This window comes from Micromonospora sp. NPDC047738 (genome assembly GCF_040642675.1).
In the GTDB taxonomy this organism is placed as follows: domain Bacteria; phylum Actinomycetota; class Actinomycetes; order Mycobacteriales; family Micromonosporaceae; genus Micromonospora.
In genome coordinates this window covers 612,320-638,263 of sequence record NZ_JBEYSO010000001.1, presented here as the reverse complement: position 1 = coordinate 638,263, position 25,944 = coordinate 612,320, and the positions used below count along the sequence as shown (strand labels likewise).

Sequence of the window (25,944 nt, the reverse complement as noted above, 5' to 3'; positions counted from 1 at the left end):
GTCAGGACACCTCCCGCCGTAGCGTCCGGACCAGCCCGGCGGCCAGCGGTAGGACCATCCACACCAGCAGCGACACGGCCAGGCGTGCCCACTGCCCCGCGGTGACGTCGGGTCCGAGTAGCGGCTCCATCGTCACCCCGGTGTCCAGCCAGCGGGCGGGCCCGCGCAGCGCCGAGATCATCCCGCCGAGGATCGTCCAGAGGGTGGGCAGCAGCAGGTAGGTGACGATCGCCAGCGGCGTGTTGAGCAGCAGCAACCCGAACCCCGCGCCCATCAGCACGCTGACGACCTGCAGCACGGCCGCGTGCAGGAGCATGGACCCGTCGAACGACCAGGCGCCCGCGCCGCCGGTGGCCCGGGCGAGCAGCGTGGCGACGGCGGCCACGGCCAGGCTGACCAGCACCGACCCGAGCGCGGCCAGCACCATCGCGGCGAGCTTCGCGAAAACGACCCGCTCCCGCCTGGGCACCAGGGTGAACGTGGTCAGCGCGGTCCGCTGCGACCACTCGGCGGTGATCGACAGAATGCCCAGCACCGGCAGCAGCAGCCCCACCGGCAGCAGCGACGGGACGAAGAAGTCGGCGAAGTTCTGCTGCTCGTCGTCGAGGACGAAGAGCTGCACGGTGACGATGCCGGCGGCGACCAGGCCGATGGTGATCAGCAGCCAGTATCCGGCCCGGGTGTCGGCGAGCTTACGCAGCTCCACCCCGGTCAGCCGGGCCAGCGACGGCTGGTGCCGGTCGGCCCGGCGGGTGACGGTGGTCGGGGCGGGTGCGGGCGTGGTGGTGGTCATCGGGCGTCCTCCCTGGTCGGCGCGTCGGAGGTGAGGGAGAGGAAGAGCTGTTCGAGGCCGGAGCTGCTGGCCGGTCGCAACTCGCTGAGGGCGACGCCCGCGTCGGCGGCGGCCTGTCCGACCGCCTCGGCCTCGGCCCGCACCAGCAGGCCGTCGGTGACCTGGTCGGCGTCGAGCCCGGCCCGGTCCAACGCGACGCGCAACGCGCCCTGGTCGCGGGCCCGGACCAGGGTGCCGGCGCCGGCGAGCAGTTCGTCCTTGCCGCCCTGGGCCACCACCCGGCCGTTGCCGATCACGACCAGCCGGTCGGCGACCGCCTCCACCTCGCGGAGCAGGTGCGAGGAGAGCAGCACGGTGCCGCCCCGGTCGGCGAAGTCGCGCAGCAGGCCGCGCATCCAGAAGATGCCCTCCGGGTCGAGGCCGTTGGCCGGCTCGTCGAGGATCAGCACCCGGGGGTCACCCAGCAGGGCCAGCGCCAGGCCGAGCCGCTGCCGCATCCCCAGGGAGTACGCCCGGACCCGGCGCTTCGTCGCGGGCCCGGTCAGTCCGACCAGGTCGAGCTTCGCGGCGACCTCCCGCCGGTCCACGCCCATCGTGCTCGCGGCGACGGTCAGTGCCTCCCGACCGGTCCGCCCGACGTGCTGCGCGGACGCGTCGAGCAGGACGCCCACTTCCCGGCCGGGGTTGCCCAACTGCCGGTAGGGCAGCCCGGCGACGGTGGCGCTGCCCGAGGTCGGCGGGGTCAGGCCGCAGATCATCCGCATGGTGGTGGACTTGCCCGCGCCGTTCGGGCCGAGGAAGCCGGTCACCGTGCCCGGCTCGCAGCGGAACGAGACATCGTCGACGGCCGGGTGCGGGCCGTAGCGCTTGGTCAGGTGGTCAACCTCGATCATGCCGGTGAGCCTGCCCGCGCCACCCGGCCACCCGCAGCGGCCGGCGGTCGGCATCGCCTCGACCGAGGTCGACGCTCAGGTGTCGACTTTGGTCGCTGGTCCGACTCGCCGGGGCCCGCCTAGCATGAGGGCGTGACCAGCAGCGCCGTGCCCGAGCACCCCTGGCTGCTGCCGGGGGTGCTGACGCTGAATCCGGCGGCGGGAGCGCGACCGCGACGCACCATGCGGGACTGGATCATCGACAGTCTGTGCTTCCTGCTCGGCCTCGGCTGGGTCCTGGTCGCCACGGCCGATGCGGCCTCGCCCGATCCGGAGATGGCCGAGCCGCTGGCGCAGCCGTGGATGATCACGGCCGACGCGCTGCTCGGGCTGGCCTGCTGCGTCCTGCTCTGGGTGCGGCGCCGGTGGCCGCTGGGCCTGGCCGTCGCGACCCTGCCGTTGACTCTGTTCTCGTTGGCGGCCGCGGGTCCCCTGTTGATCATCTACTTCACCGTGGTGGTGCACCGCCGGACGGCCGTCGCGCTGGGGGTCACCGCCGCCGGCCTGGTCACCAACCTCGCCTTCAACTACCTGCGCCCCGAGCCCACCATGCCGTACTGGGCGGCCACCGTCTGGGGCGTGGTGCTCAGCTTCCTCGTGCTCGCCTGGGGGATGTTCGTGCGGGCCCGCCGGCAGCTGGTCGTGTCGTTGCGGGAGCGGGCCGAGCGGGCCGAGGCTGAGCAGCAGCTGCGGGTGGCGCAGGCCCGACAGCTGGAGCGCACCCGGATCGCGCGCGAGATGCACGATGTGCTGGCCCACCGGATCTCCCTGCTCAGCCTGCACGCGGGCGCTCTGGAGTTCCGTCCGGACGCACCGCCGGACGAGGTGGCGAAGGCGGCCGGGGTGATCCGGGGGAGCGCCCACGCCGCCCTGCAGGACCTGCGCGAGGTGATCGGCGTGCTCCGCGCGGAGACCGGCGCGGAGCGGATTCCGGAACGTCCGCAGCCCACGCTGGCGGACCTCGCGGCTCTGGTCGAGGAGTCGCGGGCGGCCGGGATGCGGGTCGATCTGCGCGATCGGGTGACCGCGGCGGAACGAATGCCGGCGGCCCTCGGGCGCAGTGTCTACCGGATCGTGCAGGAGGGCCTGACCAACGCCCGCAAGCACGCCGCCGGGGCCGCGGTCACGGTGGAGCTGGCCGGCGGGCCCGGCGCGGGGCTCACTGTCGAGATCCGTAACCGCTGGCCGGTCGGCGGGTCCAGGAGTCCGGAGCTGCCGGGTGCCGGGACCGGCCTGGTCGGCATCGCCGAGCGGGTCAGCCTGGCCGGCGGCCGCCTGGAGTACGGGCGCGACGACTCGGGCGACTTCCGGCTCGCCGCCTGGCTGCCGTGGCCGGCGTGAACGCCGGCCCGGAACCGGTCCGGGTGCTGATCGTCGACGACGACGCGCTGGTCCGGGCCGGCCTGTCGATGATCCTCGGCGGGGTGCCGGACGTCCGGGTGGTCGGGGAGGCGGCCGACGGCGCCGAGGTGCCGGCCGCCGTGGAGGCGTACGCGCCGGACGTGGTGCTGATGGACATCCGGATGCCCCGGATGGACGGGCTGACCGCCACGGAGGCACTGCGGGCGCTGCCCCGGCCGCCCGAGGTGCTGGTGCTGACCACCTTCGACGCCGACGACCAGGTGCTGCGGGCCCTGCGCGCCGGCGCCGCCGGTTTCCTGCTCAAGGACACGCCACCCGCCGAGATCGTCCAGGCGATCCGCCGGGTGGCGGCGGGGGAGGCGACCCTGTCGCCGACGGTGACCCGCCAGCTCATCCGGCACGTGACCGCCGCCGCCCCGGCCGAGGTGGGCGCGGACCCCCGGCGGGACCGGGCGCTGCGGCTGCTGGACGGGCTCAGTGAGCGGGAGCGGGAGGTCGCGGTCGCGCTCGGACAGGGCCGGACCAACGCCGAAATCGCGGCGGAGCTGTTCATGAGCGTGGCGACCGTGAAGGCGTACGTGTCGCGCCTGCTGACCAAGCTCGAGCTGAACAACCGGGTGCAGGTGGCGCTGCTCGTCCACGACGCCGGCCTGGTCTGAGCGGCGCCGGACCGCTCGCCGGGCGGATTGCAATCATTCTTGGTTGTACCTCTGCTTCACCGCCTCTGCGCGCACTCCGAGCCGGAATGGCGCCCGAGGCGACGCCGGCGGCGGCCCGGCCGCAGGGCTCCCCACCCCTGCGTCGGGCCGCCGTCGACATCGACTCCGCCCGGGTCAGATCCCGCAGCGTGCGGCGGACCAGGTGGTCGTGTTCGCGCTCTTGTCGGCGTTGTTCTCCCGGCGCGCGTCCACGTGGACCTGGTTGCTGTGGCCCGGGTAGCCGGGGCCGAAGATGCCGCTGAAGCCGTGGCTGCGGGCCTCCCGGGCGATCCGGCACAGCGACGAGGTACGCGAGGTCAGGTCGGCCGCGTTCCCGTAGAGGTGCTGGCTGTCCGACGCGCCGCCGACGCGCCGGTTGCAGGTGAAGCTGCGGAAGCCGCTGTTCACGTGGAGGGGCTGGTCGCCGAGACTGTGGCGCAGCGCCTCCAGCTTCCACATCAGCCGTAGCGCGTTGGCCCGGGTCGCGCTCGCGGAGAGCGGGCCGCCGGTCCAGCCACCGATGCCGCAGCCGTTGTCCAGCTCGGTGTAGCTGAAGTGCTTCGGCGTGCAGTCGTTGTCCTGCAACTCGTAGAGCTTGGCGAAGGTCTGCGGGCCGGCGATGCCGTTGGCGCGCAGCCCGTACGCCGACTGGAACCGCCGGACCGCGGCGGCCGTCTCGGGACCGTACCGGCCGTCGACGCGGACGATGTTCCGGTACGCGGCCCAGCCGGCCACCCGGATCTGCAGCTGGCGGACGTCCTCGCCGGAGCGCCCTTGGGCGAGGGTGCGGTTCCAGGTGTAGCAGCCGTCGGCGTGGGCCGGCGGCGCGGCGACCACCGTGGCGATCGCGGCCCCAGGCAGAGCCAGCGCGAAGGCGACGGCGATCCGTTTCAAGGTATGGACGCGCACAGATTCCTCCTGATTGGAGTGCGACTGGGGAGCGATCAGGGCATCGGGCGGGACGTCCCTGGCTCATCCACCCTGGCACTGTTTCGACCCATCAGCAGGCAATTACCCGAATTAGCCTCGTAACCGCAGGTCAGAGGCTGTTTGCGCAAATTGCACCAATTCTCGGAAACGCCCATTCCGGCGGTCGACGCGCGCTCCGGCCCAGCGGGCACGGAAACGGTTGCCAAATCGTGCCGACGGTGATGTTGCCGGGCGGCCCGCGGCCGGTAACGTCTGCGCCGGGAGGCGGGCACGGCTTCCCGGGCGGCCTTCGCTGGCGGGGGAGGTGGGCGTTGGCGCGGGGTGGCGTCTTCTGCGTTGAGGGGCAGTGGCACCGGGACCTGAACGAGCGCGGCTCCGTCCTGCCCACGCTCGAACTGCTCGAACGGCTGGGCCGGATCCGCTTCATCCACAAGGACGCCGCCACCCGCGACGAGCTCTTCTACTTCATCGACCGCTGGCTGCTCAAGCAGTACGCCGACTACCGTGTCGGCTTCTTCGCCATGCACGGCGAACCGAGCCGGCTCTGCCTCACCGACTGGGACTCGGTGGAACTGGCCGACGTGGCCGACCGGATGGCCGGCCGCTGTGACGGGCGGCGCCTCTATTTCGGCAGCTGCTCCGTGCTGCGCGCCTCCGACGCCGCGCTGCGGGAATTCCTCGACGTCACCGGGGCGGCCCTGGTCTGCGGCTTCACCCGCGAGGTGGACTGGGTCGAGTCGGCCGCGTTCGAGACCGTGCTGCTCGACGTGCTGGCCAACGGGCAGCGACACAACGCCGCCGAGCTGCGGATGGGCTCGGCACACTGGGCGCCCCTCGCCGCATACCTCGGCTTCCGGGTGATCTACGCCAATGGCCGGGCCTGGCGGCCGACCGCCCGGCCCCGGGTGCCGGCCCAGGCCACCCCACGCCGGGTTGCCCATCGCCCCCGCTGAGCCCGCGCCGAATCCCTGACCCGGCGGACTGGTAGAACCGACGCATGGCACGCACCATCGCGACCAATACCCGGGTCGACCGGGACGCCCTGATCGAGTTCCTCCGCCCCCGGCACAAGGTCCTGCTGATGACCACCCGCGCCGACGGCCGGCCGCAGTCCTCCCCGGTGTCCTGCGGCATCGACGCCGCGGGCCGGCTGGTGATCTCCACCTACCCCGAACGGGCGAAGGTGGCCAACATCCGCCGCGACCCCCAGGTCTCCGCCTGCGTGCTCTCCGACGTCTGGAACGGGCCCTGGGTGCAGGTGGACGGCACCGCCGAGGTGCTCGACCTGCCCGAGGCCCTGGAGCCGCTGGTGGAGTACTTCCGTAGCATCTCCGGCGAGCACCCGGACTGGGACGAGTACCGCGAGGCCATGGTCCGGCAGGGCAAGTCGCTGATCCGGATCACCATCGAGCACTGGGGCCCGATCGCCACCGGCGGCTTCCCCGCCCGGCTGGCCGACTGACCGGCTCAGTAGGCCGCGGTGAACCGCGTGTTGGTGAACCGCGGGTGCTCGATCTCGTCGACGATGACCACCGCCAGGTCCTCGTAGGTGAGCACCGACCGGCCCTGCGCGTCCGTCACCGGGTGGTCGGTGCCCGTGCGGTAGTGCCCGGTCCGCTCGCCTGGGTGGAACTCCAGTGGCGGCGGGGAGATGTACGTCCAGGTCACCCCGTCGTCCGCGGAGCGGTAGATGGCCAGCGCCTCGGCCTGGCCCAGCGCCGCGTCCCGGTATTCCGCGGGGAAGTCCGGCTCGTTCAGGTACGGGGTGCCCTTCGACGTCAGCAGCGTCGCCCCGCCACCGACGTGGATCACCCGGGGCGGGTTCGGCAGCTCGCGGAGCGTGTCGACCAGTGTCCGGGCCGCCTCCCGCCACAGCTCCCGCTCACCGCCGCCGATCGCCACCACGAACACGTCCGCGTCCTCGGCCAGCTCGCGTACGCTGCGCGCCGAGGTGGCGTCGCCGGTGACCGTGCGTACGCCGGGCGCCAGGTAGCTGGTCGCCTCCGGGCGGCGCACCGCCGCGGTGACCCGGTGCCCCCGGTTCATCGCCTCGTCGGTGATCCGCGACCCCGCGGTGCCACCGGCGCCGAACACGACGATGTTGCTCATGCGGCCACCTCGCTCCGCTCGGCGACCGCATGAGGCTCCACGGCACTGCGCCCGATGATTCGCTCGCTGCGCTCGCTCATGCGGCCACCTCGCTCCGCTCGGCGACCGCATGAGGCTCCACGGCACTGCGCCCGATGATTCGCTCGCTGCGCTCGCTCATGGCTGACCACCTCCCCGCCCCAGGTGCCTCGCCCCTCAGGCTAGGGAGCCGATCGCCCGGCCGGTGCCGTAACGGCGATCCCGGCCGGGCGGCGAGCCGGGTCAGTCGATCAACGCGGAGTAGACCAGCTGGCGCAGCTGCGTACGCAGCGGGTACGTGCTCGACGGCATGAGCTGGGTGAACAGCAACGCGGTGATCTCCTCCACCGGATCCACCCAGAACGCGGTGCTGGCCAGCCCACCCCAGTAGTACTCGCCCACGCTGCTCGGCACCCGGACGGGCACCGGGTCCAGCACCACAGCGAAGCCGAGGCCGAAGCCGATGCCGTCGAGCACCGTCTCGGCGAAGCCCTCCGGCTCGAACGAGGCCAGGTCCCGGCCGTCGGGCAGGTGGTTGCGGGTCATGAAGCGCACCGTCCGCGGCCCCAGCAGGCGTACCCCGTCGAGTTCGCCCCCGCGTAGCAGGAACTGGGTGAACCGGTGGTAGTCGGCGGCTGTGGAGACCAGCCCGCCGCCGCCGGAGAACCAGCTCGGCTCGGTCAGCGCGGCCTGGCCGATGCCGTCGTGCCGCGTCGCCTGTCCGGTGGCCGGGTGCGGGGCGTACAGCGCGGCCAGCCGCTTCGCGTCCCCCTCGGCGACCCACCACCGGGTGTCGGTCATGCCCAGCGGACGCAGGATCCGCTCGGCGAAGAACGCGTCCAGGCTCTGCCCGGAGACCACCTCGACGAGCCGGCCCAGCACGTCGGTGGAAACGCCGTAGTTCCAGCTCGTGCCGGGCTGGAAGAGCAGCGGCAGCCGGGCCAGCCCGGCCGAGGCCGCCGCCAGGTCCGCACCCGGCGGCACGCCCAGGTCGAAGCCCGCCGCCCGGTACAGGCCGTCGACCACCGTGCTCTGGGCGAAGCCGTACGTCAGGCCGGCGGTGTGGGTGAGCAGGTGCCAGACCCGGATCGGCTCGACCGCCGGCACCGTGTACGGCTTGAGCACCGACCCCTTGTCATAGACCCGGGCGTCCGCGAACTCCGGCAGCCAACGGCTGATCGGGTCGTTCAGCTCGAACCGGCCCTCCTCCCAGAGCATCATCGCGGCCACGGAGGTGATCGGCTTGGTCATCGAGTAGATGCGCCAGAGGGTGTCCGCCTCGACCGGCGTGCCGGCCTCCCGGTCGCGCAGCCCGTAGGTCGAGGAGTGGGCGATCTCGCCCCGGCGGGTCACCACGATCTGCCAGCCGGCGAGCCGGCCGTCGTCGACGTACCTGCCGAAGTGCTCGTCGATCCGCGCCAGCCGGGCGGGGTCGAATCCGATACGGGCCGGGTCGGTGCTCACTGCGACGCTCACGCCGCCGAACCTACCGGCCGGTACGCCGACCGGGAAGTGTCGGCGGCCACCACTAACCTTGCCTCATGCCGGAGCCGACAGAGGACGTCACCTACCGCCACGAGGACTGGTATGCCGAGGAGTTGGCCGACCGGCACTTCGTCCGCTGCTCCTTCTTCCACGTCGACCTCACCGAGGCGGTCAGCCAGGGCGCCGTCTTCACCGAGTGCGTCTTCGGCAACGTCGCCTTGAACGCCTCCCGGCACACCGACTCGGCCTTCACCCGCTGCACCTTCAAGCGCTGCAACCTGTTCGAGGCCGAGTTCACCGGCTGCAAGCTGGTCGGCAGCAGCTTCGAGCAGTGCGACCTGCGCCCGCTGCGGGTCAGCGGCGGGGACTGGTCCTTCGTCGCCCTGCCCGGCGCCGACCTGCGCGGGGTGCACCTCACCGACGTACGCATGCGCGAGGTGGACCTGACCGGCGCCGACCTGACCGGCGCGACCGTCACCGGCGTCGACCTCTCCGGCGCCCAGCTGCACGCGGCCCGGCTGGTCCGGGCCGACCTGCGTGGCAGCGACCTGACCGCGCTCGACCCCACCGCCGTGGAGCGGGCCGGGGCGATCGTCGACGCCGAGCAGGCGATCGTGCTGGCCCAGGCGCTGGGCTTCGAGATCCGCTGAGCAGTCCGGAAAATACGCCGCAGGGTGTCAGATTTCCCTGCCAGGCTGGCCCGCATGGCATGGTGGTCCGACCTGGTGGCAGCCGAACCCGACTTCGCGGCGCGCGTCCGCGCCCGATTCACCGTCCGCAAGCACGGCACGATGGCGACCCTGCGGCGGGACGGCTCGCCGCGGATCAGCGGCACCGAGTTCGACTTCTCCGACGACGGTCAGCTCCGGCTGGGCAGCATGGCCGGCGCGATCAAGGCGCTCGACCTGCGGCGCGATCCCCGCGTGGCGCTGCACTGCCCGAGCGAGGACGCCCCGGAGGACGACCCGGCGTCGTGGGGCGGGGACGCGAAGATCGCCGGCCGGGCGCACGAGGAGCCGCCCGGCGAGGACGGTTCGCACCGGTTCCGGATCGAGTTGACCGAGGTGGTGCTGACCCGGGTCGGCGACCCGCCGGACCATCTGCTGATCGAGAGCTGGCATCCCGACCGTGGCCTGCGGCGGCGCGAGCGGCGCTGACCGGCCAGCTGTCGGGAACACGCCTCCGCTCGACGGCTACTCGACGATCGAGGCGTGTGTCATCCTCCCTGCGGCGGGCCACGGGGGCGACCGCCGGCGCCGGTGGCCGAGGGAGGGATCGGTGGCTGAGGACGAACTCACGCAGACCGGTATCCGGGTGGGTGGGTGGCTGCCCGCCGTATCGGCCGAACCGGCGCGGGCACCGGAGCAGGCGTTGACCATGCCGCGGCGGCTGCCCGCCGACGGTGAGACCGCGTCCGATCCGGCGCCGGTCCGCGACCGCCCCGATCCGTCGCTCGTCCGCGACCACGCTCAACCGGCGATCGTGGTCGACCGGCCAGGGGAGGGTGATCCCGAGCCGTTCAGGTCCCCGGCCGAGCCCGCCGCACCGCCGGTCACCGGGCCGCGGCCCGGCGCCGTGGCGCCGGCCCGGCACTCGTCGCTGAGCGTCGGAGGTCGCCTCGCCGAGTTGCTCGGTCCGGCGGCCGCCAAGGTAGGCACGGCCGTCGGGATCATCCCCGACGGGCCGGTCACCCGGGTCGGCGTGGCCCGGGCCCGGCGGCGCCGGCGCCGGCTGTTGTTCGGGGTGGCGGCCCTGGCCGCGCTGGCGCTGGCGCTGGCGTACGTCCGGTAGGGGCCGGACCCGCGGGCGAGCCGCCCACGCCCGCGGCACCCGACGAGAAGCCGCCGGCCGCAGAATCGATGCCAGGCCCTGCGCCGTCGAGTCGGCGCACGTCACCGGGGAGGGACAAATGCCCGCGTTCGCGCTCGCCCACCTGCGTACGCCGCAGATCAACGAGGACGTCCTGGAATACCTGGAGAAGATCCAGGCGACCCTCGACCCCTACCAGGGGCGGTTCCGGGTGCACGGCGCTCCGCCGGAGGTGATCGAGGGGGAGTGGCCGGGCACGGTGGTGGTCATCGAGTTCCCGGACGTCGAGCAGGCCCACGCCTGGTACGCCTCCCCGGCGTATCAGGAGATCCTGCCGCTGCGCCTGCGACACATCGAGGGCTCGGCGATCATCATCCAGGGCGTCGGGCCGGACTACAGCGCCGCGCGCACCGCCGCCCGGCTGCGCCAGGACGCCGGCTGAGACGGATCCCCCGCCCGGGGGAGTCGGTCCCCTCCCGCTCGGGAGGGACCGTGGGCGCGGCGGCGGCAGGGTGGACGCATGACGCTCACCGTGCCGCCGCCGACCGCCGCCGTCACCCGGCGCCGTGCCGCCTGGCTGGCGTACGCCGCCGTGGCCTGGGCGATCGGCTACGGCACGCTGCGCGCGGGCTGGGCGATGACGGGTACCCCGTCGTTCGGGCCGCTCGGGACCGACCTGGTGGTGGTCACCGGCTGGTGGTCCGTGGCGCTCCAGGCCGCCGCAGCGACGGCCGGCGTCGGGCTGGCCCAGGCCCAGGCCTGGCGGCCGGCGCTGGCCGCGGCGGCCTGGGCGGTCTGCGCCGCCATCCTGCTCTCTGGCGCACTGCTGCTGCTGGACCTGGTCGGTTTCCTCATCCTCGACCTCAGCCCGGCGTTCACCCTGGCCGGGTTCCTCAGCCGGGCGGGTGCGCTCACCGGCGCCGTGCTGCTGCACGCAGCGGCGCTCGCGCACCTTCGCCGATTCCGGGGGGACTGCGGCCGGTGCGGTCGCGCTCGCAGGTCCGGTGGGCCGGCGCCGCGCTGGGCCCGGGTCGCGGCGTGGGCGGCGGTCGCCGGCTGCCTGGTGCGGCTCGCCGCCCAGGTGGCGGTGGGTTTCGGGGACCTGCCGCTGGCGCAGGGCGCCTCGGTGGTGGCGTTCGAGGTGGGGTTCCTGCTCGCTGGGGTGCTGCTGCCGCTGGCCCTGGTGTACCGGTGGGGGAGGGTGTGGCCGGGGTGGGTGCCGCTGCTCGCCGGCCATAGGGTGCCCCGCCTGGTGCCGCTGGCACCGGCGGTCGTCTTCGCGGTGGGGCTGATCTGCTACTTCGGTGTCGGTCTCGCCCAGCTCGCCGTCGAGACCGTGACGGGCACCGTCGACCTGGGCGACGGGCGTTACCCGCTGGGCTTCTTCTGGTTCGCCGAGTCCGGCTACTGGTTGTGGGGCTGGGGGCTGGGCGTCGCCGCAGTCGGTTATCACCTGCGGACCCGTCGGACGTGCCGGCACTGCGGCCGGTGACGGCGGGACAGTTTGTCCGTCAGGGGCGGCATGGGCCGTCGTACCTTTCCGATGTCCCGGTTCGACCGTCCCCTGTGGAGGTTGTCCTCATGTGCAGCAGTGCGTCCGTCGTCCGTCCCGTCGGCCTGTCCGGCCCGGGTGACCCGTCCGGCGAGGTGCTGCGGGAGATCCCGCTGCCGCCGTACGTGACCGGCGAGGACGCCCAGTTCGCGGCCCGGGCGGTGGTGGTGCATGCACCGCGGCGCTGGTCGGGCGGGACGATCTGCCGCAATGACGCCAGCCCGCATCCCTGCCGGCTGCACCGCTGGGGGCGGCGGGTGCTGGCACTGCACGGGCTGCCGCCCGCCGAGATCGACGCCCTGATCGAGCGCGGCGATCCGAACGCCGAGCCGCGCCCGCACCGGCCCGGCGCCTGACCGGTGAAGCCCCGGCCCATCCCGCGGGCCGGGGCTTCACCGGAGTCAGCAGACGATCGGCTTCACCCAGGAGCACTCCCTGCCCTCGGGCACCCGCGGTGCCTCCGGCGCCGTCGGCACCGTCGGCACCGTCAGCCGCGCCGTGCTCGTCCCCTTCTCGGTGTACGCGGCCAGCGCGACCGCGATCTGGTCCTCCAGCCCCTTGACCGACGAGGTCAGGTAGTTGTTCAGCACGATGGAGAAGGCCAGCAGGCGCCCGTCCGCGTCGGTGACGTAGCCGGAGAGGCTGGACGCCCCGGTGAGGCTGCCGGTCTTGGCGTGCACGTTGTTCGCGGCGGCCGTGCCGCGCATCCGGCTGCGCAGCGTGCCGCCGACGAAGCGGTCGGCGTTGCCGGCCACCGGCAGGGCCGCGTACCAGGTGTCGAACCAGGGTTCGGCCCGGACGGCGGCGAGCAGCGCCACGAACTGGGACGGCGGGATCATGTTGCGTCGGGAGAGGCCGGAGCCGTCGCGTTGGCGCAGCGTGCCGGTGTCCACTCCGGAGTTCCCGGCGTACGTCCCGATCGCGGCGAGCCCGGCGGACCAGGTGCCGGAGCCGGACAGGACCCGGCCCAGTTCCTTGGTGAGCACCTCCGCGTGGCCGTTGTTGGAGAGTTTGAGGAACGGCACCATCAACTCGGCCAGCGGCATCGAGTCGTGGCGGGCGATCGTGGTGGCGTCGCGCGGGGTGGCCTCGCCCAGCACCGTCCGGCCGAGGACGCGCACTCCGTGGCGCAGCAGCGCCGACCGGAAGATGTCGGCGGCGTACCCGGTCGGCTCCCAGACCGTCATCCAGTCGCTCGCCGGGTCCTCGCCGACCGCGATCTGGCCGGTCACCACGATGGTGTTGCCGCCGTGCTCGCGCTCGAAGGAGATGCTCGTCTCGCCGGTGGCGACCGTCTCGGCCCGGTTGTCGATCCGCAGCCAGCCGTTGGGCGGGGTCATGGTGACCACCGGCGGCGCGCCCGCCGCGCTGGCCGGGGCGGCGTGCATGATCACCGTACCGGCGTCGTAGTCGGTGTCCGGGGCCACGGTCAGCGCCGAGACCTGCGCGGCGTAGTAGTAGGACTCGTCGTCCCAGGTCCAGTCCGGGCCCAGCCGGGTGCGGTCGTAGCGGGTGTCGTCGGCGACCAGGGTCCCGGTCACCACCCGTACGCCCGCGGCGGCGACCCGCGCGGCCAGCTCGTCGTAGTTCGCGGCGAGCATGGTCGGGTCGCCTCCGCCGCGCAGGTACAGGTTGCCGGTGAGCACCCCGGCGCGACGTACGCCGTCGTTGGCGACGTCGGTGGTGAAGCGGTGGCTGGGGCCGAGCAGTTTCATCGCCGCGGTCGAGGTGAGCAGCTTGGTGTTCGAGGCGGGGATCAGCCGGCGGTCACCGTTGCGGTGATAGAGGGTCCGCCCGGTGGCGGTGTCCACCACGACCACGCCCGCCTGCGCCCCGGCCAGCCGGGAGTCGGCGAGGACCGCGTCGATGGTCGCGTTGAGCCGGGTCTGCGCGGGGGTGGGCGACTCGGCGGTGGCGGTCGAGGCGCCGGCCGTGGCCGCGGTGGCGACCACTGCCAGCACGGCGAGCGCCCGCGGAAAGAGACGACGATGCATGTATCGATGCTGCCATGGCGTTTTCTTCCGGAAAAGGCTCTGGAGCGAAAGTTATTGCCGTAATGGTCGCCGCCGACGGAGGCGCGGCTGAAACTCCGCCGAATACCCACCTCACGGACCGCAAAACCCCTGCTCAACCCCCTGGTTACCCGATCGGGTGCCACACCCGTGGCCCCGGTGTCCACTGATCCGGCTCTATTTGACGGATGCCCCCGCAGGGGGCACCGTAGGCCATGAGGGCGGTGCGAGCTGCCCAGATTTGCCCGGCGAAGAGTGATTCGCCGTTCCGGTTCCGGGCCCGGCCGCGTATGGCCGCGTCGACCCGTCCTCGATCCCGAACCTGCCACGAGGAGTCCGCCATGCTGACCATGACCGACAACGCCGTCCTGGTGATCCGCGACCTCGCCGAACAGCAGGACGTCGCCGATGGTGGCGGGCTGCGCATCGCCGCCGACACCGACGCCGGCTCGCTCTCGATCGAGCTGGTGCCGCAGCCGGTGCAGGGCGACCAGGTGGTCGACACCGAGGGCGCCCGGATCTTCCTCGACGCCGACGCCGCCCAGCTGCTCAACGACACCTCCGTCGACGCGGTCGTCGACGAGGAGGGGATCGTCCAGTTCGGCTTCACCACAAAGGAGTGACGACCACCCGTCACCCGGCCCGGCGGTGAGTCTCACCGCCGCGGTGCGGCCGGCCGGAACGGCCCCGCTCAGGCCCGTCCGCGTGCCACGGGTCGTCGCGCTGCTCCGGCCCGGCGGGGAGCAGCGCCGCCAGTACGTGCGCCAGGTGGTGCGAGGTGCTCCAGGCGATCCAGTTCGCCGTCGAGCCGGCCCCCGCACCCCGCCGGGCCCGGCGCAGGATCTCGTGATCGCCCCACGAGAAGCCGGCCCCGGCAACCGGCCAGTGCGGCGCCGCCACGAGCGTGCGGCACAGGTCGGCGAAGCGCTCGTCACCCCGGCCGCCCCGCCGCGACCAGCGATACAGCCACCACGCCCCGTCCGTGGTGTAGCGCAGCGTCGGCAGCCGGTCGCCCGGCCCCTCCGCGTCCGGCTCCGCGCAGCAGACTCCGTAGTCGCCGTAGCCGACGCCGAGGTCGGCCAGCCGCTGCCAGAGCTGCCAGTCGAAGCGGTCCAGGCGGACCGGTTCGTCGGTGGGCAGCCGGGCCAGCGTCGGCGGCATCCCGCCGGCCACCACGGTCACCGAACGCCACGCGTGCCGCCGGGCCCACTCCGCCAGCCGCCGGACCCGAGACTCGGCCAGCCGGACGTCCGCCGGGCAGCAGACGTCCCCGGCGTCGATCAGCAGGTCGCACTGCTCCGGCACCAGCCGGGCCAGCCGCCACACCCGCTCTACCGCGCTGGTCGTTGCGTCCGGCCCGGCCCGGCCCTGACCGGTCCGCAGCCGCAGCACCGCCCGCTGGGCGTACGCCCGCGCGGCGGCACCGTGCGCCACCAGCCGCCGGTGGCTCTCCGCGAGCCCGATCACCGGCACCAGCGGTACGCCCCAGCGGACCAGCTCGCTGCGCGGCCCGTCTGGCAGCGCCGAGACATCGACCGAGGGAAGCAGCCCGGCCGGCAGCCGGCCGACCAGGTCCACGGTGTACGGCTCCACCGCGTGGACGTCGATGACCGGAGCGAGCAGCGGAGCGGTGACCTCGTCGAGATGGGCCAGCGCCTCCAGCTCACCCCGGCGGCCATTGAGTACAGGACGGTAGACCGCATCGGCCGCCCGACCCCCGTGGGCGGGCACCATACTTCAATGTATCGGGCGATTCGCGTTCGCCCACACTTTCGGCGGAATCGGGACGTCGTTGACGGCCGCTGACCAGCGGTGCTGGCACGGGCTGGCGTCGTCGGGCAGGACACCCCGACCACCTCCTGAGCCGACTGCCTGCTTGCGCGCTGGCACTCCGGGGTCCGGGCAGAAGACGTCCGCTCGGGCCCCGGAGCTGTGCGGCGGCTTGCTCAGTCGTCGTCGCGGTTTCGGGGCCGGTCCCCGCCGTGGTCGTCACCGCGGTCGTCGGTGCCGGTGCGGGGCCGGTCTCCGCCGTGGTCGTCGCCGATGTCGTGGTTGCGGTCGTCGCTGCCGCTGCGGGCGGCGGTGCGGTCGTCGCCGCGGCGACCGTCGTCGGCCCGCCGCTGCTCGATCTCGACCACGGTGCCGTCACCCCGGTCGACCTTTACCTCGTACGTGGTGCCGCCCTTGGCGACCTTGACGCTCCACACCCGACGGCCGTGCTCCAGCTCGGCCTCGATCTCCACGATCCGGCCGCCGCCGAGCCGGGCGAGCGCGATCTCGCCCGCCCGCTTGCCGCTCACCGCACCGTCGGCGGTGCCGCTCGGCGCCCCGCTGGACGCCGCGTCGTCGTCCGGCTTGGGGTTGTCGTCTGCGGTCGCTGCGGCGAGCGCGGGGCCGGGAGCCGGCCGGTCGGCCGCTGTCACGCCCAGCGCCACACCGGTCACCGCCAGCACCGCGGCCCCGCCAGCCGCCGCCAGGACCAAAGAAGTCCGTCGCATCGTCTCCACCTTTCCTCGGTTGTGCCGTCGAGGATCGGTCCGGAGTGGATAGCGGCGCGCTACCCGCGGGATAAGCCCGGGTTAAGGCCGGGGCGGCCCGAGCCGCAGCAGCACGAGCGCCCCACCGCCGGGGACGGTCTGCAGCTCCAGCCGGCCACCGCTGGCCCGGGCGGCCCGGTCGGCGATGTCCAGTCCCAGCCCGGTCGAACCCGCGTGGCTGGCGCCCCGACGGACCGTTCCGGACGGCAGACCCGGGCCGGAGTCGGCGACGGTCAGCGCGACCTGCCCCGCTTCGGGGGCGAGCCGGACGGCGAACGGGGTGCCGTCCGGCGTGTGCGCGAAGACGTTGCCCAGCAGCGCGTCCACGGCTGCGGCCAGCTCGTCCTCGGGCACCCCGACCGGCAGCGGGCCGGGCGCCAGGTCGAGGGTGACGGTGCGGCCGGTGTCCTCGGCGAGCACCGACCAGAAGGCCACCCGCTCGCGGACGACCGCTGCCGCGTCGCAGCCGGGCCGGCCGTCCGATGCCGCGCTGCGCCACCGGGCCTGCCGGATCAGGCCGGTGACGGCCCGTTCCAGGCCGTCCACCGCGGTGGTCAGCCGGGCCGCGTCGTCCGGGTCGCGCAGCGACTCGGCCTCCAGCCGCAGCGCGGTCAGCGGGGTACGCAGCCGGTGCGACAGGTCCGCGACCTGCTCACGCTCCTCGCGTAGCAGCACCTGGATCCGGCCGGCCAGGTGGTTCAGCGCGCCGGCGACCTCCCGCAGCTCGGGCGGCCCGGCCGGGGTGACCCGGGCGTCGAGTTCGGCGTTGGCGAGCCGGTGGGAGACCGCGGAGAGTTCGCTGATCGGCCGGACCAGCGTGCGGGCCAGCCGATCGGCGACCGCCAGCCCGACCAGCACCAGCAGCACGCCGAGCAGGGCCAGCACCAGCCAGGCCCGGGTCACCCCGGCGGTGAGCTCCGACCGGGGCACCACGGTCCGGATCACCCCGGTCCCGGCGTCGCGGCCCCGGACCGCGATGACCACCTCCCGGCCGTCGGCCGACTCGATGGTCAGGCTCTGCCCCCGTGCGGCGAGCGCCACCGCGGGCGTCCGTGGCACCGGCGTGCCGAGCACCGTGCCGTCGGGCAGGTACACGCTGATCGGTCGACCCGAGTCGGCGGCACGCTGCTCGACGGTGAGCCGGATGGTGTCCGGGTCCGCCGTGCCGACCACCGGTACCAGGCTCTGCGCCTCGGCGGTGGCCTGGACGGTCGCCCGGTCCGCGGCGACGGTGCGCAGCAGCAGCGCCAGCGGCACCAGGAAGGCGGTCAGGACGAGCACGCTGACGGCGGCGACGAGCAGCGCCAGCCGGCCCCTCACCGGCTGGCCCCGGGAGCCTCCAGCCGCACTCCGACTCCCCGGATCGTGTGCAGGTAGCGCGGTTCCTGAGCGGTCTCGCCCAGCTTGCGGCGGAGCCAGGACAGGTGCACGTCGACGGTCTTGTCGGCGCCGCCGTACGGGATCTGCCAGACGTCGGTGAGCAGCTCCCGCTTGCTGACCACCTGCCCGGGGCGACCGGCGAGGTGGTGCAGCAGGTCGAACTCGCGCGGGGTCAGTTCGACCGCGACGCCGTCCAGGCTCACCTGCCGGGAGCGCGGGTCGATCCGCAGTCCGCCGACCACCAGCGCCGCGTCCTCCGCCCCGGGGTCGCCGGCCGACCGGCGCAGCACGGCCCGGACCCGGGCGTCCAGCTGCGCCGCGGTGAACGGTTTCACCAGATAGTCGTCGGCCCCGGCGTCGAGCAGCCGGACGATCTCGCTCTCGTCGTCCCGCGCGGTGGCCACGATCACCGGCACCGAGCTGACCGCGCGCAGCATTCGGAGCAGCTCACGACCGTCCAGGTCGGGCAGTCCCAGGTCGAGCACGACCAGGTCGGGCCGGTCGTCGAGTGCGTCGCGCAACCCGGTCATCGCGGTCGAGGCGGCGGCCACCGCGTGCCCGCGCTCGCGCAGGGCCCGGATCAACGGGGTACGGATGGTCAGGTCGTCCTCGATGAGCAGCAGCCGGGGCACAGGGTGCACGGTAGCCCGCTGGAGCCGTCCGGGTCAGTCCTCGTCCGGGTTGTCGAGGCGGTCCGGTCTTCGACCGAACGCCCGATTGAGTCCGCAGAAATGTTAGCTGGGCTAATGATGCGGTTCGAGCTGCTCGGGTCGAGGGCTTGGCGGTGCGGGCAGCCCGGTCGGGATGATCGTTCCGATCGGTCGGACCAAGGTTCGCCCTGTCGCCACTGATCTTGACACTGGCTGAGAGGCGGCTCACACTTCCGCCCAACTGTGGCAGCCGGAGGTCGTGCCGGACACTCCCCCACCAAGCGGCCCTCGGGAATCCCCTTGCCTGGAAGGACTCTCATGAGGAGTAGCAGAAAATCGGTCAGAACGGGCCGCTGGTTGGCCCTGCTCGCGCTACCGCTGGCGCTCGCCTTCAGCGCCCCCGGCCTCGCGATGACGTCGGACGGCGAGGTGGCCCCCGACAGGGTGTCGAGTGGTGCGCAGAACGGCGTCGGGCTGATGCGCATCGTGGTCGCCGACAAGTCGGGCATCGATCAGCTCAACGAGCTGGGTGTCGACCTCGCCGAGTACGTCAAGCCGGTCGACAACGGCATCGAGGTGCACGCAATCCTCAGCCCGGAGGAGAGCCAGGCGTTGCGGGACATGGGCTTCGACGTCCAGGACGCCATTTCCGACCAGAACGACTACGCGGAGAACATGACCGAACGGGCCGCCACGATGCGCGCCCTGACGGCTGCGGCGGCCAGCACGGACACCTTGACCATGCTGCGCGCGGAGTGGTTCACCAGCCTCGAAAACCAGCTCTTCCTCAACATTGAGGTGAAGTCGAGCGCCGGCACCGACTCGACGACCGTGCTGACGGCGAGCTGGGACAGCGGAGCGGGTACCGAGATCGGCTCCGGTGGCACCGCCACCATGTCCCGGTTCACCGACGCCGGCCAGTACATGTACCACCGGTTCAGCAACCCGGTGGCCATCAGCGCCGCACCGGCCAAGGCAACCATCACCAGCAACAAGGGCGGCTCGGTCACCGTCGACGTGAGCAAGTGGCTGGGCAGCCCGCGCAAGGTCACCGGCAACCACCCGTACGTGTCGGACTTCGTCGACCACTACATGGACGCGACCGAGGTCACCGCGCGGATCAGCAGCCTGGCCGCCGAGTTCCCGAAGCTGACCCAGCTGATCGACCTGCCGTACAAGACGAACGGCTACCGGCGCCAGGCGCAGGCTCAGTTCGGCACCGCCTCGGCGAGCATCGTCTACGTCACCTCGAAGGCGTACGGCTCCGAGGGCGGCAACGACATCACCATGTCGCTGGTCAACCCGGGCGTGGCGAACGCCCCGCTGACGGTCGGCGTGTCCGGGAGGGCCGTCACGGTGAACCTGGCCACCAACGGCTCCGGCGCGATCAGCAGCACCGCGGCGCAGGTCGTCGCCGCGGTGAACGGCAACGCCGACGCCGCGAAGCTGCTCACCGCCAGCACCTACCGGGGTAACGTCGGCGCCGGTGTGGTGGCCGCGGCGGCGGTCACCAGGCTGACCGACAACCTGAAGGCCCCGGCGAGTGTGTCCCGCGACCCGTTCCAGATGAAGGCGCTGCGGATCGGCAAGCAGCGGGACGGCTCGAAGGTCGGCGTCTTCCTCTACTGCCAGGAGCACGCCCGGGAGTGGGTGACCCCGCTGGTCTGCGTGGAGACGGCCGAGCGGCTGCTGCGCAACTACGCGAAGGACCCGAACACCCGCAAGCTCGTCGATGACCTGGACATCTTCATCCTGCCCACGGTCAACCCGGACGGCTCGCACTACAGCATGTACGACTACAACATGCAGCGCCGGAACATGACCAACTACTGCCCGGCCACCTCGGCGGACCCGGCCAACCGCAACGCCTGGGGCGTGGACCTGAACCGGAACTTCTCGATCGGTTCGGTCTACGACGGCTACAACGGGGGCTCGACGAGCTGTACCAGTGACACCTACGCCGGTCCGAGCAAGTTGTCGGAGCCGGAAGCACGCAACGAGGTGTGGTTGGTCGACACCTTCCCGAACATCAAGTTCGCCATGAACAACCACTCCTACGGTGGTTACTTCATGTGGCCCCCAGGCGCGTACAAGACCGCCGGGCGGGAGGTGCTGCCGCGGGTGGACCAGGGCACCGAGGCCTTCTTCTGGACCTCCTCGGACTACATCCTCTCCCGCGTGCAGGAGCACCGAGGCACCGGGATCTGGCCGGGTCGCACCGGGCCGGTGACCGACGTGCTCTACTCGGCGGCCGGTAACAGCGCCGACGAGCACTGGTACAACCGGGGCATCATCGGCTGGGACTTCGAGGTCGGCGCGGACGTCTACAACCCGACGACCAAGCGGTTCACCGCGGTCGGCTTCCAGCCGTCCTTCGCCGAGGGTCACGAGGAGGCGATGGAGTTCGCCAACGGCAACATCGCCATCCTCGATGTCGCCCGGTCCTACGCGACGGACAAGCTCCAGCCGCGATCCGAGCTGAAGACCGTCAAGCAGGAACCTGGTGCCACGACCTTTACCTTCACCACCAGCGAGCCGGCGAACGTCTACTACACGCTCGACGGCAGCCGGCCGACGTTCGACTCCCCCAAGCTAGCGCTGGCCGGCATGCGGGAGGGCAACCAGACCCTCACGGTCAAGGGCAACACCACCGTCAACTGGTTCTCGATCGACATCGCCGGCAACGTGGAGAGCAACTACAAGCCGGACGGCAACGGCAAGAACTACAACAAGCAGACGGTAGCCATCCAGTAATCAACATCGATGGGAAGCGGTGGCCGTCGACCTCCGGTCGGCGGCCACCGCCGTTGTCCCGGCATGCCCGGCTCGGCTTCGTCCCCGCAGCCACCCCGATCACGCCCATCTCCGCTACCCACCGGAGCAACCGATGCACACCCACACCCGGCCGACCTCCCGGCCGCCGGTCGACCCGTCCCGCGACAGCGCAACCCGACGTCGGACCCTGCTGCTGCTCACTCTGATCCTGGCGCCGTTGGCCGCGGCGACGCTGCTCGGGATGGTGCTGCTCTGGCCGGACGGCAAGCCGGCGAGCGGTAGTGCCACCGCGAGCGCGCGCAGCCGGAGCCATCCCGAGGCGACGGTGCAGAGCGTCGCGACGTACGACTGCCCCGCCGGCAGTCAACAGCCCGGACCAGACGGCCGGCAACAGATGGTGACCTGCGCGTCGGTGCAGGCCCGGTTGGAGACCGGGCCGGAAAGTGGTGGCAGCGTGGCCGTCGACGTGCCGGCGGAGGTCTACCGCGCCGGCCTCGAACCCGGTGATCGGATCAAGCTGGTCCGCGTCTTCAACCACCAGAGCGGCCCGGCCATGTACGCCTTCTACGACTACTCCCGGACCCTGCCCATCTCACTGCTCGCGGCGGCCTTCGCCGTGGTCGTCATCGCAGTGGCCCGGATGCGCGGGCTGAAGGCCCTGATCGGGCTCGGCTTCGCTTATCTGATCATCGTCAAGTTCATGCTGCCCGCGCTGCTGACCGGTGAATCCGGCCTACTGGTCGGCGTGGTCGGCTCGTCGGCGATCATGTTCGTCGTCCTCTACCTGGCCCACGGATTCTCGGTGCGCACCACCTCCGCGCTGATCGGTACGCTGTTCGGCCTGCTGGCCACGGCCGGTATCGGGCTCTGGGCCACCAGCGCCGCCCACCTGACGGGCCTCGGTGACCACGACAGCGGTGCGCTCGCCCTCTTCGACACCCGGATCAACTTGCCGGAGATCGTGCTCTGTGGCGTCATCGTCGCCGGACTCGGCGTGCTCAACGACGTCACCATCACCCAGTCCTCGGCCGTGTGGGAGCTGCACGAACTGGGCTCGAACAGCTCCGCCCGACAACTGTTCGGCAGTGCCATGCGGATCGGCCGCGACCACATCGCCTCGACCGTCTACACCATGGCTTTCGCGTACGCCGGGGCGGCCCTACCCGTCCTGCTGCTGATCAACGCTTACGACCGCCCGCTGCTCAACGTGCTCACCACCGCCCAGATCGCCGAGGAGATCGTCCGGACGCTGGTCGCCTCCATCGGTTTGGTGCTCGCGATCCCGCTGACCACGGCGGTGGCCGTTGCGGTCGTCAAGGCCATCGGGAGCGCGACACCGACCCCTGCCCCGACCCCAGGCGGGATGCCGACCGCCACCGCCGCCGGATGACTAACTCGGCCGAACGGCTGCGGCCGTCGTCGAAGCCCCGCTGACTCATTTAACGTTCCCCAGTGCCGGCCTTAACCTTCCCTCGGGGACACTCGGCGCATGGGCCGTCGTCAGATCCTCGCCGCCGTCGGGTGGTTGGCCACCACCGTCGCCGCCACGCTCGTCGGGATGGCCGCGATCCAGTTGGTCGGCAAGGGCATCGCCGGCACCCCCGGCGGCGTACGCGACCAGCAGGAGGTCGAGCGGGCGCTCGCGTCCCCCGAGCCGGCACCCCCGCGGCCGACCCGAAGCCCGACCGGCTCGCCAGCCGTTGGCGCGACCGCCTCGGCGAGCCCGACGCCCACCGGCCGTCCGACCGGAGCCCGGAGCAGCTTCGCCACCCCGGGTGGCACGGCGGTGGCGGAGTGCGGGCCGGCTGGAGCCCGCCTGGTCACCTGGTCGCCCGCCCAGGGCTACCGGGAGAAGGAAGCCGAACCAGGACCGGACGATCACGTCAAGGTCCGGTTCGTCGGCCCCGGGGGCGAGTACGAGCTGAGGGTGCGCTGCGTCGGCGGGCAGCCGGTGGCCGACCCCCACGACTGAGCCGGCCGGCTGCCGGAACGGGTGCGCAGACGAGCGCACGGCGCCGCTCGACCGGGGTCGTAACGTCGCCGCGCTCTGGCCGTCTCCCACCACCGCAGCCGTACGGCGGTACGACAGCGGGGACTTGGCTCGACCGGCCAGGGTGCACCGGTCCTGGCGCAGCGGATGCCCGTCCAGAGGGGATCCAAACCAGGGCGGGTGGCAAATTCCACCATCCGCAAGTTTCGGCGTGACTGGTGCGGGCGATCGGGTATGTGCCCGCCATGGAGCATTTCACGATCGCGACCGTCGCCGAGAGGAGCCCGGACTTCCGGCGGGTGCTCTGGACCGGGCAGCACACCCAACTGGTGATCATGACGATCCCGCCGGGTGGGGAGATCGGCGAGGAGGTGCACGAGGGCATCGACCAGATCCTGACCTTCGTCAGCGGCACCGGGGAGGCCCGGGTGGCTGGAGAGAAGAAGGAGGTCGTCGCCGGCGACCTGGTGGTCGTACCCGCCGGCACCAGGCACAACTTCGTCAACACCGGCCCCAACCCGCTCGTCCTCTACACCGTCTACGGCCCGCCCGATCACGCCGACGGCGCGGTGCACCGGACCAAGGAGGAGGCCGACGCGGCCGAGGCCGCCGGCCAGGACGAGCCGCCCACCGGGTGACCGGCCAGGGATCGAGGTGCGGATCAGACCGCCACCAGCGGTACCCCGGAGACGTCCACCGTCTCCGGGTACTTCAGCCCGGCGCCGGTGTTCAACACCACCACCCGCTCGCCGGCCCGGATCCAGCCCCCGGCCCGCAGCTGCCGGGCGGCGGTCAGGCAGGCGGCCCCCTCCGGGCAGAGCAGCAGCCCCTCCCGGGCGGCGAAGTCACGCAGGTCGGCGAGGATCTCGGCGTCGTCCACCGCGATCGCCGTCCCGCCGCTCTCCCGCAGCGCGGTGAGGATCAGCTCGTCGCCGAGCGGGGCCGGCACGGTGATGCCGAACGCCACGGTCCGCGCGTCGGCCCAGGCGGTGGCGCGCGGCTCGCCGGCGGCGAACGCCCGGACGATCGGGGCGCAGCCGGTGGACTGCACCGCCACCAGCCGGGGCAGCCGGTCCTCCACCCAGCCCAGCTCGCGCAGCTCGTGCAGCGCCTTGTGGATGCCGATCAGCCCCACCCCGCCGCCGGTCGGATAGATGATCACATCGGGCACCTGCCAGCCGAGCTGCTCGACGATCTCGTACCCCATGGTCTTCTTGCCTTCCAGGCGGTACGGCTCGCGCAGCGTGCCGGCGTCGAAGATCCGTCCGCCCGACTCGGCGACCAGCCGGGCCACCCACCGGCCGGCGTCGCTGATCAGGCCGTCGACCAGCCGCAGGTCGGCCCCGGCCGCCAGGCACTCCCGCCGGCAGATGGTCGGGGCGTCCAGCGGCATGGCGATGGTCGCGCCCATCCCGGCCCGGGTCGCGTACGTCGCCCAGGCCGCGCCGGCGTTGCCGTTGGTGGGCATGGCGATCCGCTCGACGCCCAGCTCCCGGGCCCGGCTCACCCCCACCGCCGCGCCCCGGGCCTTGAACGACCCGGTCGGGGTGAGCCCCTCGTCCTTCACGATCAGGTCCGGGATGCCGATCTCCTGGCCGTACCGGGGGACGCGCAGCAGCGGAGTCCAGCCCTCGCCCAGCGTGGTCACGAAGCGTTGGTCGGCCACCGGCAGCAGCTCCCGGTAGCGCCACAGGTCGGCCGGGCGGAGACCGAACTGCTCCGGGGTCACCGAAGCGCCCACCGCGGCCAGGTCGTAGCGGGCCAGCAACGGGGATCCGCACGCGCACAGGTTCTGCAGCTTGTCGGCCGGATGCTCCCGGCCGCAGCGCGGGCACTCCAGGTGCGTCAGGTGCACGGTGGTCCTCAGCTCGGGTCGATGCTCAGCCAGAGCCGGCTGCGCCGACCCGGCTCGTACGGGGAGTCGAGCCGCTTGGCCACGACTCCCGGGAGCCCCTGTTCGCGGGCGGTCCGCAGGGCGTCCGCGCCGACACCCGGGAACCACGGCGGAGTCTGCCAGTGCTTCCCGGCCAGCGCCAGACCGTCGAGCAGTTCGCGGCGCTGGGCGTACGGCACGTCGAGGGTGGTCACGCCCTCCAGCCAGAGCAGGTCGATGCCCAGGAACTGGCCGTCCCGCTTGGTGGGCGGCTTGACCCGCCCGGCCGGATCGATGCGGACCAGCACGCCGTCCAGCACCGCCTCGGTGGGGGCCAACTCCTCGGCCATCGCCCGCAGCCAGGGGTAGTCCCCGGTGACGTCCGCGTCCGACTCGTCGAGCAGCCGCAGCCGGCCGCCCGAGACGTACGCGACCGCCCGCAGCCCGGCCCAGCGCAGCTCGTACCCCCAGGCGGTCTCGTCCTTCGGCAGGCCCTTCCCCGGGGCGGCGTGCATCGGGCGGACCAGCTCGGGCATCGGGGCCCAGCCCTCGGGGGCGGGGTCGGTGCGGCGGACCATCCAGTCCCGCCCCCGGCCCCCGGTGGCGAAGAGCACGTACCGGCCCTTCGTCCGCTTCCCGTCGAGCACCACGATCACCTCGTCGTCGCGCCACTTCTCGGCGCGGTACGTCCCGGTGTCGTGGATGGTCATCTTCCCGCCGCCGTACTCGCCGGCCGGGATCTCGCCGTGGAAGGTGAGGTACTCCATCGGGTGGTCCTCGGTGTGCACGGCGAGGTGGTTGCGACCCGGGTCGCGGGGCAGGCCGCGCGGCACCGCCCAGGAGGCCAGCACGCCGTCGTGCTCCAGCCGCAGGTCCCAGTGCAGGCTGCGGGCGTGGTGCTGCTGGATGACGAAGCGGGGCTTGCGCCGGGAGGTCCGCTTCCGCTCCGGGGCCGGTTCCGGCACCGGCTCGGGGGTACGCGCCGCGTCCCGCTTCCGCCGGTACTCCTCCAGCCGGTCAGCCACTCCCGCATTGTCCG

At 72.7% G+C, this 25,944-nt stretch carries 27 protein-coding genes; 15 read left to right on the top strand and 12 right to left on the bottom strand.

The genetic code is table 11. From position 1 onward, the window contains the following. Position 1: 1 nt before the first annotated feature. Together ABZ783_RS02955 and ABZ783_RS02950 are read right to left on the bottom strand one after the other, a co-directional pair. Positions 2–793 (bottom strand): ABC transporter permease, encoded by a 792-nt coding sequence (locus tag ABZ783_RS02955; protein WP_357434132.1) that lies wholly within the window; start codon positions 791–793, stop codon positions 2–4. Beyond that, the gene (locus ABZ783_RS02950; RefSeq protein WP_357434130.1) at positions 790–1,686 is read right to left on the bottom strand and encodes an ATP-binding cassette domain-containing protein; all 897 of its coding nucleotides are present in this window, start codon (positions 1,684–1,686) and stop codon (positions 790–792) included. Before ABZ783_RS02950 ends, ABZ783_RS02955 begins: the two co-directional genes overlap by 4 nt. Positions 1,687–1,818: 132 nt before the next feature. On the opposite strand from ABZ783_RS02950, the gene ABZ783_RS02945 reads away from it, so the two are divergent. Together ABZ783_RS02945 and ABZ783_RS02940 are read left to right on the top strand one after the other, a co-directional pair. Continuing rightward, the gene (locus ABZ783_RS02945; RefSeq protein WP_357434127.1) at positions 1,819–3,066 is read left to right on the top strand and encodes a histidine kinase; all 1,248 of its coding nucleotides are present in this window, start codon (positions 1,819–1,821) and stop codon (positions 3,064–3,066) included. Continuing rightward, positions 3,063–3,746 (top strand): response regulator transcription factor, encoded by a 684-nt coding sequence (locus ABZ783_RS02940; protein WP_357434125.1) that lies wholly within the window; start codon positions 3,063–3,065, stop codon positions 3,744–3,746. The genes ABZ783_RS02945 and ABZ783_RS02940 overlap by 4 nt, the downstream gene beginning before the upstream one ends. A 174-nt stretch (positions 3,747–3,920) precedes the next feature. Here ABZ783_RS02940 and ABZ783_RS02935 read toward each other — a convergent pair whose 3' ends face one another. Continuing rightward, entirely contained in the window at positions 3,921–4,694 is a 774-nt protein-coding gene (locus tag ABZ783_RS02935) for a D-Ala-D-Ala carboxypeptidase family metallohydrolase (protein ID WP_357434123.1), read from the bottom strand. A gap of 332 nt (positions 4,695–5,026) precedes the next feature. On the opposite strand from ABZ783_RS02935, the gene ABZ783_RS02930 reads away from it, so the two are divergent. After that, positions 5,027–5,668 (top strand): hypothetical protein, encoded by a 642-nt coding sequence (locus ABZ783_RS02930; RefSeq protein WP_357434121.1) that lies wholly within the window; start codon positions 5,027–5,029, stop codon positions 5,666–5,668. Positions 5,669–5,712: 44 nt separating this feature from the next. Further along, positions 5,713–6,177, top strand: coding sequence for a PPOX class F420-dependent oxidoreductase (locus ABZ783_RS02925; protein ID WP_357434119.1), 465 nt, complete (start codon positions 5,713–5,715; stop codon positions 6,175–6,177). Positions 6,178–6,182: 5 nt separating this feature from the next. Here the strand turns inward: ABZ783_RS02925 and ABZ783_RS02920 are convergent, their stop codons facing one another. Both ABZ783_RS02920 and ABZ783_RS02915 read right to left on the bottom strand, forming a co-directional pair. Further along, positions 6,183–6,824, bottom strand: a complete 642-nt coding sequence (locus tag ABZ783_RS02920) for an NAD(P)H-binding protein (RefSeq protein WP_357434117.1) — start codon at positions 6,822–6,824, stop codon at positions 6,183–6,185. Positions 6,825–7,085: 261 nt separating this feature from the next. Continuing rightward, entirely contained in the window at positions 7,086–8,318 is a 1,233-nt protein-coding gene (locus ABZ783_RS02915) for a serine hydrolase domain-containing protein (protein ID WP_357434115.1), read from the bottom strand. Between the two features lie 65 nt (positions 8,319–8,383). Here ABZ783_RS02915 and ABZ783_RS02910 point away from each other — a divergent pair, with 65 nt between their 5' ends. The 6 genes from ABZ783_RS02910 (at position 8,384) to ABZ783_RS02885 (ending at position 12,044) form a co-directional block, all read left to right on the top strand. After that, positions 8,384–8,977, top strand: a complete 594-nt coding sequence (locus ABZ783_RS02910) for a pentapeptide repeat-containing protein (RefSeq protein WP_357434113.1) — start codon at positions 8,384–8,386, stop codon at positions 8,975–8,977. A 54-nt stretch (positions 8,978–9,031) separates the two neighbouring features. Further along, positions 9,032–9,484: a pyridoxamine 5'-phosphate oxidase family protein gene (locus ABZ783_RS02905; RefSeq protein WP_357434111.1), complete on the top strand. Its 453-nt coding sequence runs from the start codon at positions 9,032–9,034 to the stop codon at positions 9,482–9,484. A gap of 121 nt (positions 9,485–9,605) precedes the next feature. After that, on the top strand, positions 9,606–10,118 hold the full coding sequence (locus ABZ783_RS02900) for a hypothetical protein (RefSeq protein ID WP_357434109.1): 513 nt from the start codon (positions 9,606–9,608) through the stop codon (positions 10,116–10,118). A gap of 118 nt (positions 10,119–10,236) precedes the next feature. After that, positions 10,237–10,578: a DUF1330 domain-containing protein gene (locus tag ABZ783_RS02895; protein ID WP_357434107.1), complete on the top strand. Its 342-nt coding sequence runs from the start codon at positions 10,237–10,239 to the stop codon at positions 10,576–10,578. Positions 10,579–10,656: 78 nt separating this feature from the next. Further along, positions 10,657–11,628, top strand: coding sequence for a hypothetical protein (locus ABZ783_RS02890; RefSeq protein ID WP_357434105.1), 972 nt, complete (start codon positions 10,657–10,659; stop codon positions 11,626–11,628). A gap of 89 nt (positions 11,629–11,717) precedes the next feature. Continuing rightward, on the top strand, positions 11,718–12,044 hold the full coding sequence (locus tag ABZ783_RS02885) for a hypothetical protein (protein WP_357434103.1): 327 nt from the start codon (positions 11,718–11,720) through the stop codon (positions 12,042–12,044). A 45-nt stretch (positions 12,045–12,089) separates the two neighbouring features. Here ABZ783_RS02885 and dacB read toward each other — a convergent pair whose 3' ends face one another. Continuing rightward, a complete protein-coding gene (gene dacB, locus ABZ783_RS02880; protein WP_357434101.1) occupies positions 12,090–13,682 on the bottom strand; it encodes a D-alanyl-D-alanine carboxypeptidase/D-alanyl-D-alanine-endopeptidase in 1,593 nt (530 codons plus the stop codon). 359 nt (positions 13,683–14,041) lie between these two features. On the opposite strand from dacB, the gene ABZ783_RS02875 reads away from it, so the two are divergent. After that, the gene (locus tag ABZ783_RS02875; protein WP_357434098.1) at positions 14,042–14,323 is read left to right on the top strand and encodes an iron-sulfur cluster biosynthesis family protein; all 282 of its coding nucleotides are present in this window, start codon (positions 14,042–14,044) and stop codon (positions 14,321–14,323) included. Between the two features lie 10 nt (positions 14,324–14,333). On the opposite strand, the gene ABZ783_RS02870 is transcribed toward ABZ783_RS02875, so the two are convergent. The 4 genes from ABZ783_RS02870 to ABZ783_RS02855 form a co-directional block, all read right to left on the bottom strand. Beyond that, positions 14,334–15,434, bottom strand: coding sequence for a hypothetical protein (locus tag ABZ783_RS02870; protein WP_357434096.1), 1,101 nt, complete (start codon positions 15,432–15,434; stop codon positions 14,334–14,336). 212 nt (positions 15,435–15,646) lie between these two features. Then, positions 15,647–16,198 carry a PepSY domain-containing protein gene (locus ABZ783_RS02865; protein WP_357434094.1) on the bottom strand — a complete coding sequence of 184 codons (552 nt, stop codon included), beginning with the start codon at positions 16,196–16,198 and terminating at the stop codon, positions 15,647–15,649. Positions 16,199–16,279: 81 nt separating this feature from the next. Continuing rightward, positions 16,280–17,557 carry a HAMP domain-containing sensor histidine kinase gene (locus ABZ783_RS02860; RefSeq protein WP_357434092.1) on the bottom strand — a complete coding sequence of 426 codons (1,278 nt, stop codon included), beginning with the start codon at positions 17,555–17,557 and terminating at the stop codon, positions 16,280–16,282. After that, the gene (locus ABZ783_RS02855; RefSeq protein WP_357434089.1) at positions 17,554–18,249 is read right to left on the bottom strand and encodes a response regulator transcription factor; all 696 of its coding nucleotides are present in this window, start codon (positions 18,247–18,249) and stop codon (positions 17,554–17,556) included. Before ABZ783_RS02855 ends, ABZ783_RS02860 begins: the two co-directional genes overlap by 4 nt. 336 nt (positions 18,250–18,585) lie before the next feature. On the opposite strand from ABZ783_RS02855, the gene ABZ783_RS02850 reads away from it, so the two are divergent. From ABZ783_RS02850 to ABZ783_RS02835, 4 genes are all read left to right on the top strand, one after another. Continuing rightward, positions 18,586–21,021: a M14 family zinc carboxypeptidase gene (locus ABZ783_RS02850; RefSeq protein ID WP_357434087.1), complete on the top strand. Its 2,436-nt coding sequence runs from the start codon at positions 18,586–18,588 to the stop codon at positions 21,019–21,021. Positions 21,022–21,154: 133 nt separating this feature from the next. Beyond that, on the top strand, positions 21,155–22,432 hold the full coding sequence (locus tag ABZ783_RS02845; RefSeq protein WP_357434085.1) for a YibE/F family protein: 1,278 nt from the start codon (positions 21,155–21,157) through the stop codon (positions 22,430–22,432). 99 nt (positions 22,433–22,531) lie between these two features. Beyond that, on the top strand, positions 22,532–23,014 hold the full coding sequence (locus ABZ783_RS02840; RefSeq protein WP_357434083.1) for a septum formation initiator: 483 nt from the start codon (positions 22,532–22,534) through the stop codon (positions 23,012–23,014). 263 nt (positions 23,015–23,277) lie between these two features. Continuing rightward, the gene (locus tag ABZ783_RS02835; RefSeq protein ID WP_357434081.1) at positions 23,278–23,670 is read left to right on the top strand and encodes a cupin domain-containing protein; all 393 of its coding nucleotides are present in this window, start codon (positions 23,278–23,280) and stop codon (positions 23,668–23,670) included. A 23-nt stretch (positions 23,671–23,693) separates the two neighbouring features. Here the strand turns inward: ABZ783_RS02835 and ABZ783_RS02830 are convergent, their stop codons facing one another. After that, on the bottom strand, positions 23,694–24,887 hold the full coding sequence (locus ABZ783_RS02830; RefSeq protein ID WP_357434079.1) for a threonine synthase: 1,194 nt from the start codon (positions 24,885–24,887) through the stop codon (positions 23,694–23,696). Between the two features lie 8 nt (positions 24,888–24,895). Next, complete coding sequence (locus ABZ783_RS02825; protein ID WP_357434076.1) at positions 24,896–25,930, bottom strand: DNA polymerase ligase N-terminal domain-containing protein; 1,035 nt, start codon at positions 25,928–25,930, stop codon at positions 24,896–24,898. Positions 25,931–25,944 lie beyond the last annotated feature (14 nt).

What these genes read in the sequence shown, in the direction of transcription:
- ABZ783_RS02955 (WP_357434132.1), bottom strand. Translation starts at nt 793, where the DNA reads ATGACCACCACCACGCCCGCACCCGCCCCGACCACCGTCACCCGCCGG.
- ABZ783_RS02950 (WP_357434130.1), bottom strand. Translation starts at nt 1,686, where the DNA reads ATGATCGAGGTTGACCACCTGACCAAGCGCTACGGCCCGCACCCGGCC.
- ABZ783_RS02925 (WP_357434119.1), top strand. Translation starts at nt 5,713, where the DNA reads ATGGCACGCACCATCGCGACCAATACCCGGGTCGACCGGGACGCCCTG.
- ABZ783_RS02920 (WP_357434117.1), bottom strand. Translation starts at nt 6,824, where the DNA reads ATGAGCAACATCGTCGTGTTCGGCGCCGGTGGCACCGCGGGGTCGCGG.
- ABZ783_RS02910 (WP_357434113.1), top strand. Translation starts at nt 8,384, where the DNA reads ATGCCGGAGCCGACAGAGGACGTCACCTACCGCCACGAGGACTGGTAT.
- ABZ783_RS02905 (WP_357434111.1), top strand. Translation starts at nt 9,032, where the DNA reads ATGGCATGGTGGTCCGACCTGGTGGCAGCCGAACCCGACTTCGCGGCG.
- ABZ783_RS02895 (WP_357434107.1), top strand. Translation starts at nt 10,237, where the DNA reads ATGCCCGCGTTCGCGCTCGCCCACCTGCGTACGCCGCAGATCAACGAG.
- ABZ783_RS02890 (WP_357434105.1), top strand. Translation starts at nt 10,657, where the DNA reads ATGACGCTCACCGTGCCGCCGCCGACCGCCGCCGTCACCCGGCGCCGT.
- ABZ783_RS02885 (WP_357434103.1), top strand. Translation starts at nt 11,718, where the DNA reads ATGTGCAGCAGTGCGTCCGTCGTCCGTCCCGTCGGCCTGTCCGGCCCG.
- dacB (WP_357434101.1), bottom strand. Translation starts at nt 13,682, where the DNA reads ATGCATCGTCGTCTCTTTCCGCGGGCGCTCGCCGTGCTGGCAGTGGTC.
- ABZ783_RS02875 (WP_357434098.1), top strand. Translation starts at nt 14,042, where the DNA reads ATGCTGACCATGACCGACAACGCCGTCCTGGTGATCCGCGACCTCGCC.
- ABZ783_RS02870 (WP_357434096.1), bottom strand. Translation starts at nt 15,434, where the DNA reads ATGGTGCCCGCCCACGGGGGTCGGGCGGCCGATGCGGTCTACCGTCCT.
- ABZ783_RS02865 (WP_357434094.1), bottom strand. Translation starts at nt 16,198, where the DNA reads ATGCGACGGACTTCTTTGGTCCTGGCGGCGGCTGGCGGGGCCGCGGTG.
- ABZ783_RS02850 (WP_357434087.1), top strand. Translation starts at nt 18,586, where the DNA reads ATGAGGAGTAGCAGAAAATCGGTCAGAACGGGCCGCTGGTTGGCCCTG.
- ABZ783_RS02845 (WP_357434085.1), top strand. Translation starts at nt 21,155, where the DNA reads ATGCACACCCACACCCGGCCGACCTCCCGGCCGCCGGTCGACCCGTCC.
- ABZ783_RS02840 (WP_357434083.1), top strand. Translation starts at nt 22,532, where the DNA reads ATGGGCCGTCGTCAGATCCTCGCCGCCGTCGGGTGGTTGGCCACCACC.
- ABZ783_RS02835 (WP_357434081.1), top strand. Translation starts at nt 23,278, where the DNA reads ATGGAGCATTTCACGATCGCGACCGTCGCCGAGAGGAGCCCGGACTTC.